The organism is Peribacillus sp. N1 (assembly GCF_054600815.1).
Map to the genome: position 1 here is coordinate 262208 of NZ_BAAHZO010000003.1, position 14265 is coordinate 276472.

Here is a 14265-nt window from a genome sequence, read left to right on the forward strand (position 1 = left end):
CTCCCTTTACACATATTACCTATGCATCTAAATATCTTTTGTCTGCATGCCCGCGGACCCTTCTATAGACCACCAAAGCGATGGCTACAGCTACCAATACAATCGAGATCACTTGTGCGATACGCAGTGAATCCGTCAGCATCAAACTGTCCGTCCGCAATCCTTCAATGTAATAACGTCCGATGGAATACCATATTACATAGGTTAAAAACAGTTCCCCCCTGCGCAAGTTCACTTTACGTAAACTTAAGAGAATAATGACACCGAGGATATTCCAAATCGATTCATACAAAAAGGTCGGGTGATAATACGTACCGTTTATGTACATTTGATTTATGATGAATTCAGGCAAATGCATATTTTCAAGGAATGACCTTGTTATTTCTCCCCCATGCGCTTCCTGATTCATGAAATTACCCCAACGGCCAATCGCCTGCCCCAACAATAAGCTCGGTGCAGCAATATCCGCCAGCTTCCAAAATGACACTTTCTTGACCTTGGCAAACACGATTGCAGTCAGTACCGACCCAATCAACGCACCATGTATGGCGATTCCGCCATTCCATATTTTAATGATATCTCCCGGGTTTTGTGAATAGTACTCCCATTGAAAGATCACATAATAAATACGGGCACTTATGATCGCGATTGGGACAGCAAACAAAATCATGTCAGTAAAAATTTCCTTATCAAGACCTCTTCGCTCAGATTCCCTTAAAGCGATTATAAGACCCAATAACACACCGAAACCGATGATGAGTCCATACCAATGTACCTGGATGGGACCTAGATCTATCGCTATTGGATTCAGCGGCTGAATTCCTTGTTCCATTTTGTCCCCTCTTTTCTTATAACCTTTTAAAATTCATCATGTTCCGGATCTGCAATTGCGTGGTTCAAGCGATCTGAAAACTGTTCCGCTGCATTTACTCCCATTCGCTTCAGGCGGTAATTCATGGCTGCCACTTCAATGATGACAGATAAATTTCGCCCTGGACGGACAGGTACGGTAATTTTCGTCACTTCCGTATCAATGATTTTCATTTTTTCTTCATCAAGGCCAACCCGGTCATACTGCTTGTTTTTTTCCCATAGTTCCAGATTGATGACGATTGAGATCTTTTTATTGCTGCGGACTGCGCCAGCTCCGAAAAGTGTCATTACATTAATGATTCCCAATCCTCTTATTTCTAGAAGATGTTCGATTAAATCCGGGGCATTCCCGACCAGCGTATCTTGGTCTTCCTGCCTGATTTCGACGCAGTCATCGGCTACGAGACGATGACCCCGTTTCACTAATTCCAGGGCTGTCTCACTTTTACCGACGCCGCTTTTCCCGGTGATCAACACACCTAACCCATAGATATCCACCAAAACACCATGAACAGCAGTAGTTGGTGCCAACCTGCTTTCCAGGAAATTGGTCAGACGGCTGTATAACCTTGTTGTCTTCATATTAGATCTCATCACAGGAACGGATTCCCGCTCAGACGCTTCGATCAATTCTATCGGCACTTCCTGACCACGCGTAATGATGATGCCTGGAGTAAAGTCCCTGCATAACTCTTCCATCCTCTGTACTCGATCCGGTTCATTCAGCCGATTAAAAAAGGACATCTCCGTCATACCTAAAAGCTGTACTCGATCTGCGGGATAATAATCAAAAAAACCGGCTATTTCAAGTCCGGGACGAGATAAATCACTCGTGACGATCGGTCTGTTAATTCCTTCTTCCCCACTGATAAGTTCTAGACCGAACGCTTCTACTATATCCTTTGTACGGACTTTTGCCATATATCTTTCCTCCTTTTGGAGTGATGCTATTTTTTGAGATACTTTTTCTATTTTAGCATTTTTCTGTTAATAACCAAACAAAGCATTATCGATTTATTGTTTTTTTATTCACTCCACCCGGATGGGCCAAGTGAACTGGAAAGAGATGAGAGGAACATACATGAATCCTTACATCAAAATAAAAGAAAGCCAGCCAATTTATATTGGCAGGCTCACTTTGCAGACAAAAGGGATCTGAAACGTATCTTTCATCAAATGATGTTCCCGAACCAACTCCAAAGCAACTCCTTAGGTATGGTTCCGATACAAATTGGATGTTGATTTCCGCTCAAGAAACTCGCTTTCCGCGGGCGGTCGTGGAGCCTCCTCGGCTTGCTCCTGCGGGGTTTCACCTAGTCGCGCTTTTCACGCAGGAATCTCGTACCTTCCTCTCCAATCAATCTTGTTATTAAATTTAGAACAAGCCATAAAAAAACTGCAGGCAAACTCGTTTTCCATCGAGTTTGCCTACAGTTTGAGCCACCAGTGGTATCAACGGCCTTTCCCTTTCTTCAGGAAACCGTTATCGCTGCAGTTTTGGTTTCTGCAAAAACATGAAGCACAGGAACCTCTTCTTTAACCGTCTTAAACTTAAGGACCTTCTGAACCACATCACTTTTCTCTTCGATGATTGTCATCCCTTCCAAAGTTACATTAAAGCTTCCTAAATTTGACTTCAATTCTCCTTCGATCGCCTTACCTGGCGGCAGGGTCAACTGGACTTTTCCAGTGACTGACTTTGCATGGATCGAATCGCAATCCATCCCTGAATTCGTACAGATGATTTCCCCATTGAACGTTTGGACATCCAATTTCTTGAAGTATCCAGCAGCATTAATCGCTCCATTCAGGGTCTCGGCTTCCAAGTCATTAAAGTTGGTATCTGAAATGGTGATCATCCCATTACCTGTTTCAAGCTCACAGAAATCACCCGTACCCTGCATGATATGAATGGCACCATTTGCCGTTTTCGCTTTAAGCTTCTCTGATTTCAGTGATTCAGTCGTGATTGCGCCATTGAACATCCTTACATGGATGTCCTCATATTCCTTCCTTGGAATGTACATGATTGTATCAACCTTTATGGATTTTTCACGAACCTTGAACTTCAATTTTCCATTTTCAATCGTGAAATCGACTTCTTCCAAAAAGTTTTTCCTGGCTTCTTCTATTTCTTCCACACGGTATACCTTAGCTTGGCATTCAACCCGAACATCATCATGGTCCCATGCGGCGATTTTTATTTTCCCATTTGCTATATCTACATCAACCTCATCCAAGAAATCATGTTCATGCTGAAAAATATGACTGACCTCCACAGACTTCCCGAAATTGAAATCAAGATCCGTTTCTTTGATTTTCTTAAAAGCACTTTCAACGAAATCAATAATCTTTTCTTTCGATGACTGGATATTCTTTTTAAACGTATCCTGAGTGCTTCCTTCACTTTTCTTATCCACGACTACCGTCGATAATTCGTTTTGCAATTTTTGCTCTTTAGCTTCACTTTCCTGACTGGCTTTTTCTAATTCTTCCAAAAGGCCCAAGGCTTCTTCCGCCGATAACTTTCCATCCTGAATCATTTCTAAAATCTTCTTTCTTTCCTCCTGCATGAACATTCCTCGCTTTCTTCTACCATTTTATTCATACATACGCCTAGATATCTAAAAAGTTTCATAAATACCGTTTTTCCCATCTTTCGACAAAGGAAAATGACAATTTCCGAAAAGGAAGATGTATGATTTCCCCGGAAATATCTTGTTTTCCCATTCTTTAATCAAATGATTGATTAAATGCACACTGTCATTTTTCTACAAAAAAACAAGCCTGATGGCTTGTTCCTGACTGTAGACAAATTCGAAGAAAACGAGTTTGCCTGCAGTTTTATTATTACTTTTACAATTCAGGTTGATTTCCGATCCAGGCACGTGCTTTTCCCGCAGGAGTCTCGCACCTTCCTCTACAATCAACTTCGTTTAAAAAATTAAGCTAGAAATCCATACATAAGGAATTGAACTGCTTTGGGTCAGTTGGTTCGGACATCCATTTGATGAAAAGATACGTTTTCCGAACCCCCTTTAGTGGATAAACTGAAACTCGCCAACCGGCTTCTTTTAAGCATGTTCATGCTCAGTTTCTTTTTCTTCAATCCAATTTTCCATGCGGATTTGATCACGGGTAAGTACAGGTTTTAAGTATTTTCCCGTGTACGATTCGGAAACTTCACATATTTTTTCAGGTGTTCCGTAAGTGACGATCGTACCGCCCTTATCTCCGCCTTCAGGTCCCAGGTCAATAATGTGGTCCGCCGTCTTGATGACATCCAGATTATGCTCGATCACCAAAACGGTATCCCCATTGTCAACCAGCCGCTGCAGAACCTGGAGCAGCCTTGCTATATCGTGGACATGTAGACCGGTAGTTGGTTCATCCAAGATATAGAAGGAGCGCCCAGTGGATCTGCGATGCAATTCGGAAGCAAGTTTCACCCTTTGCGCTTCACCGCCTGATAAAGTGGTGGCAGGCTGTCCAAGCTTGATATAACCCAAACCAACATCATAAATCGTTTGCAGCTTCCGTTTGATTTTTGGGATATTTTCAAAGAAACTAACGCCTTCCTCGACTGTCATATCGAGAATGTCGGATATGTTTTTTCCTTTATATTTCACTTCAAGTGTTTCCCGGTTATACCTTTTACCATGACAGATTTCACATGGAACATAGACATCTGGGAGAAAATGCATTTCAATCTTGATAATCCCATCACCACGGCATGCTTCACAGCGGCCGCCCTTAACATTGAAACTGAACCTTCCTTTTTTATAACCGCGGATCTTCGCTTCATTAGTCGAGGCAAACACGTCACGAACATCATCGAATACACCCGTATAGGTAGCTGGATTCGATCGTGGGGTTCTGCCGATAGGTGATTGGTCAATATCAATGACTTTATCTAAATGCTCAATTCCCTTGATTTCACGGAAATCACCTGGTCTGGCTTTTGCCCGATTCAGTTTTTGAGCCAATGACTTATGGAGGATCTCATTCACCAATGTACTTTTCCCTGATCCGGAGACTCCCGTTACGGCTGTAAAGACCCCAAGCGGGAATTTCACATTAACGTTTTTCAAATTGTTTTCCTTGGCACCTTTTATTTCAATGACACGGCCATCATTTTTCCGGCGTTCCAATGGCAATGGAATGAATTTCTTCCCTGCTAAATATTGCCCCGTTAAGGATTTAGGATTATTCATGACCTCTTCCGGAGTTCCAGCGGCCACTATTTCCCCTCCATGCGCTCCTGCTCCAGGACCAACATCGATCAAATAATCCGCAGCAATCATCGTATCTTCATCGTGCTCGACAACAATGAGGGTGTTCCCGATTTCGCGCATATTCTTCAATGTTTCGATCAATCGATCGTTATCCCTCTGATGCAGCCCTATTGAAGGTTCATCCAAAATATATAGGACTCCCGTCAATCGGGAACCGATCTGCGTCGCCAATCTTATACGCTGCGCTTCACCGCCTGATAAAGTTCCCGCTGCCCTGCTCAACGTCAAATATTCCAAACCTACATTAGCCAGGAAACCGAGCCGCTCACGAATTTCACGTAAAATCAATCTCGCAATTGCAGCTTCTTTTTCAGTCAAATCAAGCTCATCGAAAAATACTAACGCATCCTCCACTGATAAAGCTGTCGTTTCACTAATATGGACCCCTTGAATGAGCACGGAAAGACTCTCTTTTTTCAATCGATGACCCTTACAGGTTGGACAGTGATGTTCTGACATGTATTTCTGCATTTGCTCACGAATAAAGTCAGAACTCGTCTCCTTGAAGCGCCTTTCGATGTTTCTTAAAACTCCTTCAAAAGGAATATATCCTTCTTGCACTCTTCCAAAATCATTTTTATAACGGAAATATATCTTATCTTTGCCTGAACCAAGCAAGACCTTATCCATCTTCTCTTCCGGTAAATCCTTAACGGGCACATCCATATCTATCCCATAATGGTTTGCCACCGCTTCAAGGAGCTGAGGGTAATATTGAGAACTAGTCGGCTCCCATGGCGCAATTGCATGTTGACGGAGGCTTAATTCGTTATTCGGGATGACCAGATCACGGTCCACCTCCAGCCTTGCCCCCAAGCCATCACAATCCGGGCAGGCCCCAAACGGGCTATTGAAGGAAAACATTCTAGGCTCTAACTCTTCAATCGAAAATCCGCAGTATGGACAAGCATGATGTTCACTGAACAGCAGCTCTTCCTCACCCATGACGTCAATGATGACTTTACCTTCGCCAAGCTGCAAAGCACTTTCCAATGAATCTGCAAGCCTGGCCATGATACCCTCTTTTATGACGATCCGGTCTATGATGACTTCAATCGAATGTTTTTTATTTTTTTCGAGAGTGATCTCATCGCTGAGGTCATGCATTTCCCCGTTCACACGAATGCGGACATATCCTTGTTTCTTAACTTCCTCCAAAACTTTCGCATGTGTCCCTTTTCTGCCTGAGACTAGCGGTGCCAATACTTGAAGCTTGGTTCGCTCAGGGTAATCAAGAATGCGGTCCACCATTTGCTCTATCGTTTGTGAGGTGATTTCTATATTATGGATGGGACAGGTCGGCCTGCCGACCCGTGCAAATAACAGCCTTAAATAATCATAGATCTCCGTAACAGTCCCTACGGTTGAACGAGGATTTCGACTGGTCGTTTTCTGGTCTATGGAAATGGCTGGTGACAAACCTTCTATCGCATCGACATCCGGTTTATCCACTTGGCCTAAGAATTGACGAGCATAAGCGGAAAGTGATTCCACATAACGTCTTTGCCCTTCTGCATAAATCGTATCAAAAGCCAAGGAAGACTTTCCAGATCCGGATAATCCGGTCAGCACAACAAGTTTGTCTCTCGGTATCGTGATATCAATATTCTTTAAATTGTTGGCCCTGGCGCCTTTTATCACAATTTTATCCATTGCCATGTTTCGTCACCCTTCCGCTTTTAACTCTAGTAATAAATCACGCAGCTCGGCAGCTCGCTCGAAGTCCAGTGCCTTTGCCGCTTCCTTCATTTCTTTTTCCATGCTTGCCATCACTTTTAAACGCTCTTTTTTAGGAAGCTTCGCGAGGCTTGGTGCAAGGTCTTCCTTATACTCTTCGCCTTCTTCGGCAACATGAGTCGCCCTTATGGAGTCGCGGATATCCTTTTGAATGGTTTGAGGCAATATTCCATGCTCTTTATTATAATTTTCCTGGATTTCACGGCGCCGCCTCGTTTCATTGATGGCAAGTTCCATCGAATTCGTGATTCGGTCTGCATACATGATGACGTGGCCGTTCGCATTACGGGCTGCACGGCCCATCGTTTGAATAAGCGAACGTTCCGAGCGAAGGAACCCTTCTTTATCGGCATCCAGAATGGTCACTAACGACACTTCCGGAATATCGAGGCCTTCCCTTAAAAGATTGATTCCAACTAGAACATCATATTTGCCCATTCGAAGTTCCCGGATGATTTCTATCCTTTCCAAGGTCTTCACTTCCGAATGAAGATATTGGACCTTGATGCCGATTTCCTTTAAATAATCAGTTAAATCCTCAGACATCTTTTTCGTCAAGGTCGTTATGAGCACACGCTCGTTCTTTTTGACGCGTTCCTGAATTTCACCGATCAAGTCATCTATTTGCCCTTCAATCGGCCGCACTTCCACCGTCGGATCCAGCAATCCGGTAGGACGGATGATCTGCTGAACCATTTCCGGGGTATGTTCGAGTTCATATGGTCCCGGAGTTGCCGAAACGAATATGGATTGATGGACCTTTTTTTCAAATTCCTCAAATCTTAGCGGGCGGTTATCTTTCGCAGACGGCAGACGGAAGCCATGATCGACGAGCACTTGCTTACGCGCCTGATCTCCATTGAACATTCCGCGGATTTGCGAGAGGGTTACGTGTGATTCATCCACGACCAATAGGAAATCCTCTGGAAAGTAATCTATTAAAGTGTATGGTGTCGCACCTGAGGGACGAAGCGTCAAATGGCGGGAATAGTTCTCGATCCCTGAACAAAAGCCCATTTCACGCATCATTTCCAAATCATAACGGGTCCGCTGCTCCAAGCGCTGCGCTTCAAGGAGTTTTTCATCTTCCCTTAATTCCTTCAATCGTTCTTCCAGTTCCGTTTCGATATTTTGAATGGCTATCCGCATTTTCTCTTCGCGGGTTACGAAGTGGGAAGCCGGGAAAATGGCGATATGATCCCGTTCACCGGTAATTTCGCCAGTCAGGGCATCGACTTCACGAATACGGTCAATCTCATCCCCGAAAAACTCGACCCGTACGCAATGTTCATCACGTGAGGCCGGGAAAATTTCGACCACGTCGCCGCGAACGCGGAAGGTCCCCCGTTGGAAAGCAATATCATTACGTTCATATTGAATATCCACGAGTCTGTGCAGCAAGGCATTCCGGTCTATCTCCATGCCTGTTCGGAGGGAAACGACCATCTCCCGGTACTCTTCAGGAGAACCGAGTCCATATATGCACGAAACACTGGCAATGATGATGACATCTTTCCTTTCGAACAAAGACGAGGTTGCCGAGTGACGCAGTTTATCGATTTCATCATTGATGCTTGCATCTTTCTCGATGAATGTATCCGTGGATGGAACATAAGCCTCTGGCTGGTAGTAATCATAATAGCTAACGAAGTACTCAACGGCATTATTAGGGAAGAACTCTTTGAACTCACTATAAAGCTGCCCTGCCAACGTTTTATTGTGGGCAATGACAAGAGTCGGTTTATTGATTCTTTGAATCACATTGGAAACGGTGAACGTTTTCCCTGTCCCCGTTGCCCCCAATAACGTCTGCATTTCCTTGCCTTCCTTAATCCCTTCGACCAGCATTTCAATTGCTGCCGGCTGATCTCCTTGAGGAGAGTATTTTGAGACTAACTCAAACTTATCCTTCACCAAGCATAGCCTCCTATTGAAATATTTTTATATGAAAACGGGACATAACTATATCCCTTCTATTTATTCCGGTTTGATAAAGCATATATACACATTCTACCACAATAGCCTTAAAACAAACCAGCAATAAGCGAACATCCATTCTATTTTTGTTTTATGGACTTCATGATGTGTTGAGGGGAATTACAAGTTTGGGTACAAAAAAAGCACCTTTTGTGTCAGGCGCTCTTGGATGTACGTTTCATCATTCTTTTTGATAACCAAAATCCCACTGTTAGGGATAAGGCATCGACGATGATCAATAAGTTTGTATGCGTATAACCTTTATATGCGGAAGCTGTAATCAAGGCAACAGTTAAAACAAGGCCCACGACATTGTTATAGGTGACCCTTGAAAATAGCATGACGAGTAGACAAGGAAGGAAAAGGGCAGAAAGAAATTTAATCATTTTTTCATCTCCTTTATAAGAGAAAAATAGAGTAGTTTCAGTTTAAATGATTATCAAGTTTTTTGCCAATCAATTTCCCACTTGATTTTCAAGGCATCATCAGAAGAACCTTCCACACTTCCATCAATTATGCCCATTAAAAAAAGAGGCAAACCCCTTTATAGGGAAGTTTGCCTCTTTTTTAGTCCCATCAATATGGATCCGCTTCATGTCCTTTACTAACGGCATCCTCAGGGTTATCCGTCCCGCCCAGTGGTTTTGAAGATTCCGTATGTTCAGAAGCCGAGGCCAGTCCCTCTTTCAATCTGCGGCCATACTCTTCATCGGCCTCTTCGGCAAGTGCTATCATTTTTTCCTGAATGCGCTTGTCGGCAGGAGCCAATGCCGCCACTAAATTGGAAATTAAATCGTCCTTTTCCCAATCCTCGAATTCACGGAATGTTTCCCCGGCCTGTTTCGTATTATTTTGACGATCGATTGTCTCACGAACAAGTTTCCCTTCCACCATAGGTGTATGCTCCTTGCCCGTCTGCTTGGCTTCTTTCAAGCCGCCGACAGTTGATGGTTCGTAGTTGATGTGGGGGCTTTGGCTGCCTCTGCCAACTTCATATTGCATCTGTCCGCCAGTCTGATTCGTGGCTGTTCGTTTTTTCGGAGCATTGATCGGCAATTGCAGATAATTCGCGCCAACACGGTGACGCTGTGTATCGGAATAAGAGAATGTACGTCCCTGTAACATCTTGTCATCAGAAAAGTCCAGTCCATCCACTAGGACACCTGTGCCGAATGCAGCCTGTTCGACTTCAGTGAAATAGTCTTCAGGGTTTCTATTCAATACCATCGTACCGACATGCAGCCAAGGGAACTCATCTTTCGGCCAGATCTTCGTATCATCCAGCGGATCGAAATCCAACTCAGGATGATCATCATCACTCATGATTTGTACGTTGAGATCCCATTCAGGATAGTCCCCGCGTTCGATCGCTTCATAAAGATCCTGTGTGGCATGATTGAAATTCGTAGCTTGAATTTCATTGGCCTCTTGCTGTGTCAGGTTCTTGATCCCTTGTTTCGGTTCCCAATGATACTTGACAAGCACTGCTTTCCCTTCCTCATTCACCCATTTATAAGTATTGACCCCTGATCCTTGCATCATGCGATAGTTAGCTGGAATGCCCCATGGGGAAAACACAAAGGTAACCATATGGAATGTTTCAGGCGAACTCGAGCAAAAATCGAAAATCCTCCTGCCGTCCTGAATATTCGTGACCGGATCCGGTTTGAAGGCATGAATCAAATCCGGGAATTTCATGGCATCACGGATAAAGAAAATTTTCAGGTTATTGCCTACAAGATCCCAGTTTCCGTCTTCCGTATAAAATTTAACGGCAAATCCCCTTGGGTCACGTAACGTTTCCGGGGACGTCCCTCCATGAATAACAGATGAAAATCTCACGAATACCGGGGTTTTTTTACCTTCTTCCTGAAAAACCTTCGCTCTCGTATATTTTGAAATCGGCTCGTCCCCCGCCTTACCGGTCGGAACGAAATAACCATGCGCACCTGCACCGCGGGCATGCACAACCCGTTCAGGGATACGCTCCCTATCGAAGTGGCTGATCTTTTCCAGGAAATCATAGTTCTCAAGTGTACTAGGTCCTCTGTTCCCTACAGTTCTAATACTCTGGTTATTCGTTACCGGGTGCCCTTGCCTGTTCGTTAATGTTTCTTTCGATTCATCATTTGTTTTTTTTGATTTATCAGACAAAAAAATCCCTCCCTTGTTAATAAAAGCCACAATACTACTATACTTTCCCCCATCTCCTATATTTAACTCTTCAATCTTCAAAATTTAATTGAAATTAGTAAATAAGTACTTTTCCCCTATATATCGATGAGCAGATTTTCATGCCATTAACGACTTGAAGCATTTAGCAGTTGGAGTGAGCATACCCATTTTTGTATATGTCAACAGCACACCATTATAATGAACTAAGGATAAAAAAATCAAAAAGCGGGGTGCCTTCATTGGACGAATCAATATTAGGAAAACTTGGCAGGATGATGACAGGAAAAATCAGTCGTTGGGTTGTCATTGCTGTATGGATAATTGCAGCAATTGGATTAACCATCACATTGCCTGCCGTTAATGATCGAACAGCAAATAATGCCGCCGACTTGCCTGAAGACTCACCTTCCGTCGTGGCTGATGAACTTATTAAAGAAGAGTTTCCAAATTCCTCTGGAATACCTGCCCTGCTTACATGGCATCGGGAAGGTGGACTGACAGAGGCCGACTTGGCCGAAATCCAGTACCTTTCCAAGGAATTGACAGATAACCCTTTGACACAGCAGTCTTTTTTACCGCCGCTTCATGAAATTCCGTTGCCTGCTCTTCAAGGCTCGGTTTCAGAAGATGGAACGACTTTCGTACAGCCGCTTTTCTTTAAAGAAAAGACCGAGACTGAAATTCTTGAAAAAAATCTTGAGAGCATTAATGAAATAGTTTCGGAACGCATTGGATCTGACCCATTCAAGGTCCCTACAGATTCAGATGAATTATCACTTCGAGTGACAGGCCCTGTAGGGATATCCGTCGATGCAACAGGATTATTTTCAGGTGCTGATTTCAAATTGCTATTAGCGACCGTAATACTTGTACTTGTCGTATTATTACTCATTTACCGTTCCCCGCTTTTAGCCATCATCCCTTTAATCGGAGTAGGCTTCGCCTATATTGTCACAAGCCCGATCCTTGGATTCATGGCAGATCATGGTTGGATTACAGTCGATTCACAGGCCATTTCGATCATGACCGTATTATTATTCGGTGCCGGAACGGATTATTGTCTATTTTTAATTTCTCACTACAGAAGTGAATTAAGAAATCATGAAAGCAAACGGAAAGCCATGATCGCCGCATTTAAAGATTCATCAGGCGCCATTGCGATGAGCGGCCTTACGATCGTCATCTCGCTGCTAACATTGCTTGTAGCGAAATACGGAGCCTACCACCGTTTCGCTGTACCATTCAGCTTGTCCATTTTAATTATGATGCTGGCAGCTTTAACACTTGTACCGGCATTGCTTTCTGTATTCGGAAGGGCTTCCTTCTACCCAATCGTTCCGCGTACACCAGAAATGGAAGAAATACGGGCTAAGAAAAAGGGAAAAGCCGTCAAAAAGCATAAAGAAGGCCGCATCGGTAACTGGATTGGTCATATCGTCACAACCAAGCCATGGACCGTCATTCTTACATGCTTGATCATCTTCAGTGTATTAGCTGGATATTCTTCACAAATAAAATATTCATATGATATTCTCTCTTCCTTTCCTGAAGATATGAACTCCCGTGAAGGCTATTCTGTCATTTCCGACTCGTACTCACCGGGTGAACTGGCACCAGCCACAGTGGTTGTAGACACGAATGGTGAAGATATCGATTTAGCGCCGACATTAGAAGGGATGAATATTGTTGAAAGTGTGGCCGATCCAGTCACAAGTAAATCCAATGAAGATCTGCAATCCTATGAGGTCAAATTCAACATCAACCCATATGATATCGAGGCAATTGATTCCATTCCGGAAATCCGCACAATTGCGGAGAAAGAATTGAAGGCCGCCAATATATCTTCCGTCGAAGATAAGGTTTGGATTGGCGGGCAAACTGCGACGCAATTCGATAAAAGGGATACCGTAAAGGCAGATGAATTCATGATCATCCCGATCATCATCGTCCTGATTTCCTTACTCCTTTTAGCCTACTTGCGATCTGTGACAGCCATGGTGTATTTAATGGGGACAGTGATTCTCTCATTCTTTGCCGCTATGGGCTTAGGTTGGATAATCCTGCACTATTTCATGGGTGTCGATGCCATAGAGGGGACGATTCCACTTTATTCTTTCGTATTCCTTGTTGCACTTGGAGAAGACTATAACATTTTCATGGTTTCAAGCATTTGGCGTAAGAAAGAAACGATGCCAATCAAGCAGGCCATCAGAAAAGGCGTTGCCGAAACTAGCGGTGTCATCACTTCTGCCGGAATAATCTTGGCAGCCACTTTTTCCGTTCTAGCCACACTTCCGATTCAAGTATTGGTTCAATTCGGGCTCATTACTGCTCTTGGTGTGTTAATGGACACATTCATTGTGCGCCCGTTCCTTGTTCCTGCGATTACCGCCCTGCTTGGCCGCCATGCCTTTTGGCCAAGTAAAGTGACCGATCAAGAAGAGAAAGATCATGCCAATTAATTAAGGTAGTCAGCTTTACTTTTCTTCATAATGAAAAACCCTGTGCCTCATAAATGCACAGGGTTTTTCATGTTTTCAAAATTAAGGAAAACTTTCAGTTGACACTATTGCTTCCACCTCTTATAATTACATTAAGTTAAGATATCTCAAATTAAAGATATATAAATTCAAGATTAATAATTAGGAGGAATTATCATGACCAATACAAAATGGACAGTCGACCCGACTCACAGTGCTATTGAATTTTCCGTAAAACATATGATGATCGCTAAAGTAAAAGGAAGTTTTAATAAGTTCGAAGCAAACATTCTAGCAAACCCATTGGATCTAACAACTGCAGAGATCGATTTTACCGTTGATGTGGCCAGTATTGACACACGCAATGCAGACCGGGATAATCACTTGCGTTCCGCTGACTTCTTTGATGTAGAAAAAAACCCTACATTAACATTCAAATCAACAAAAATTGTGAAAACGGATGAAGATGAATACGATGTAACTGGAAATGTGACTCTTAATGGAATCACACAAGAAGAAACTTTCAGCATCACCTTCGAAGGCCAAGGAAAAGATCCATGGGGAAATGAAAAAGCAGGCTTTAGCGGAAAAGGTAAAGTCAAACGCAGTGATTATGGTTTAACCTATAACGCAGCTTTAGAAACAGGCGGCGTACTGATCGGCGATCAAATCACGCTTACCATCGAAATCGAAGTTGCAAAAGAAGCTTAATTAATAAAGAAGCAGCC

Annotated in this window: 9 protein-coding genes; 2 read left to right on the forward strand and 7 right to left on the reverse strand. The window is 43.3% G+C overall.

Annotated features, from left to right (window positions below):
• Positions 1–19: 19 nt before the first annotated feature.
• The 7 genes from lgt to ACYP5M_RS14265 all read right to left on the reverse strand — a co-directional run bounded on the left by lgt (position 20) and on the right by ACYP5M_RS14265 (position 11036).
• Positions 20–832, reverse strand: a complete 813-nt coding sequence (gene lgt, locus ACYP5M_RS14235) for a prolipoprotein diacylglyceryl transferase (RefSeq protein ID WP_434168090.1) — start codon at positions 830–832, stop codon at positions 20–22.
• Between the two features lie 26 nt (positions 833–858).
• Positions 859–1794, reverse strand: coding sequence for an HPr(Ser) kinase/phosphatase (hprK, locus tag ACYP5M_RS14240; RefSeq protein WP_101223736.1), 936 nt, complete (start codon positions 1792–1794; stop codon positions 859–861).
• Between the two features lie 551 nt (positions 1795–2345).
• The gene (locus ACYP5M_RS14245; RefSeq protein ID WP_402943519.1) at positions 2346–3446 is read right to left on the reverse strand and encodes a DUF4097 family beta strand repeat-containing protein; all 1101 of its coding nucleotides are present in this window, start codon (positions 3444–3446) and stop codon (positions 2346–2348) included.
• Positions 3447–3947: 501 nt separating this feature from the next.
• Positions 3948–6827, reverse strand: coding sequence for an excinuclease ABC subunit UvrA (uvrA, locus tag ACYP5M_RS14250; RefSeq protein ID WP_101223738.1), 2880 nt, complete (start codon positions 6825–6827; stop codon positions 3948–3950).
• A 6-nt stretch (positions 6828–6833) separates the two neighbouring features.
• Positions 6834–8819: an excinuclease ABC subunit UvrB gene (gene uvrB, locus ACYP5M_RS14255; protein WP_101224004.1), complete on the reverse strand. Its 1986-nt coding sequence runs from the start codon at positions 8817–8819 to the stop codon at positions 6834–6836.
• Positions 8820–9037: 218 nt separating this feature from the next.
• Positions 9038–9268 carry a CsbA family protein gene (locus tag ACYP5M_RS14260; protein WP_101223739.1) on the reverse strand — a complete coding sequence of 77 codons (231 nt, stop codon included), beginning with the start codon at positions 9266–9268 and terminating at the stop codon, positions 9038–9040.
• Positions 9269–9458: 190 nt separating this feature from the next.
• Entirely contained in the window at positions 9459–11036 is a 1578-nt protein-coding gene (locus tag ACYP5M_RS14265) for a catalase (protein WP_434168091.1), read from the reverse strand.
• Positions 11037–11296: 260 nt separating this feature from the next.
• On the opposite strand from ACYP5M_RS14265, the gene ACYP5M_RS14270 reads away from it, so the two are divergent.
• Both ACYP5M_RS14270 and ACYP5M_RS14275 read left to right on the forward strand, forming a co-directional pair.
• Positions 11297–13519, forward strand: coding sequence for an MMPL family transporter (locus tag ACYP5M_RS14270; protein WP_434168093.1), 2223 nt, complete (start codon positions 11297–11299; stop codon positions 13517–13519).
• Between the two features lie 195 nt (positions 13520–13714).
• Positions 13715–14248, forward strand: a complete 534-nt coding sequence (locus ACYP5M_RS14275) for a YceI family protein (RefSeq protein WP_101223742.1) — start codon at positions 13715–13717, stop codon at positions 14246–14248.
• Positions 14249–14265: the final 17 nt, after the last annotated feature.

Bases quoted from the DNA above. Each gene is read 5' to 3' on its own strand.
- ACYP5M_RS14260 (WP_101223739.1), bottom strand. From the start codon at position 9,268: ATGATTAAATTTCTTTCTGCCCTTTTCCTTCCTTGTCTACTCGTCATG.
- ACYP5M_RS14275 (WP_101223742.1), top strand. From the start codon at position 13,715: ATGACCAATACAAAATGGACAGTCGACCCGACTCACAGTGCTATTGAA.
- ACYP5M_RS14245 (WP_402943519.1), bottom strand. From the start codon at position 3,446: ATGCAGGAGGAAAGAAAGAAGATTTTAGAAATGATTCAGGATGGAAAG.
- lgt (WP_434168090.1), bottom strand. From the start codon at position 832: ATGGAACAAGGAATTCAGCCGCTGAATCCAATAGCGATAGATCTAGGT.
- uvrA (WP_101223738.1), bottom strand. From the start codon at position 6,827: ATGGCAATGGATAAAATTGTGATAAAAGGCGCCAGGGCCAACAATTTA.
- hprK (WP_101223736.1), bottom strand. From the start codon at position 1,794: ATGGCAAAAGTCCGTACAAAGGATATAGTAGAAGCGTTCGGTCTAGAA.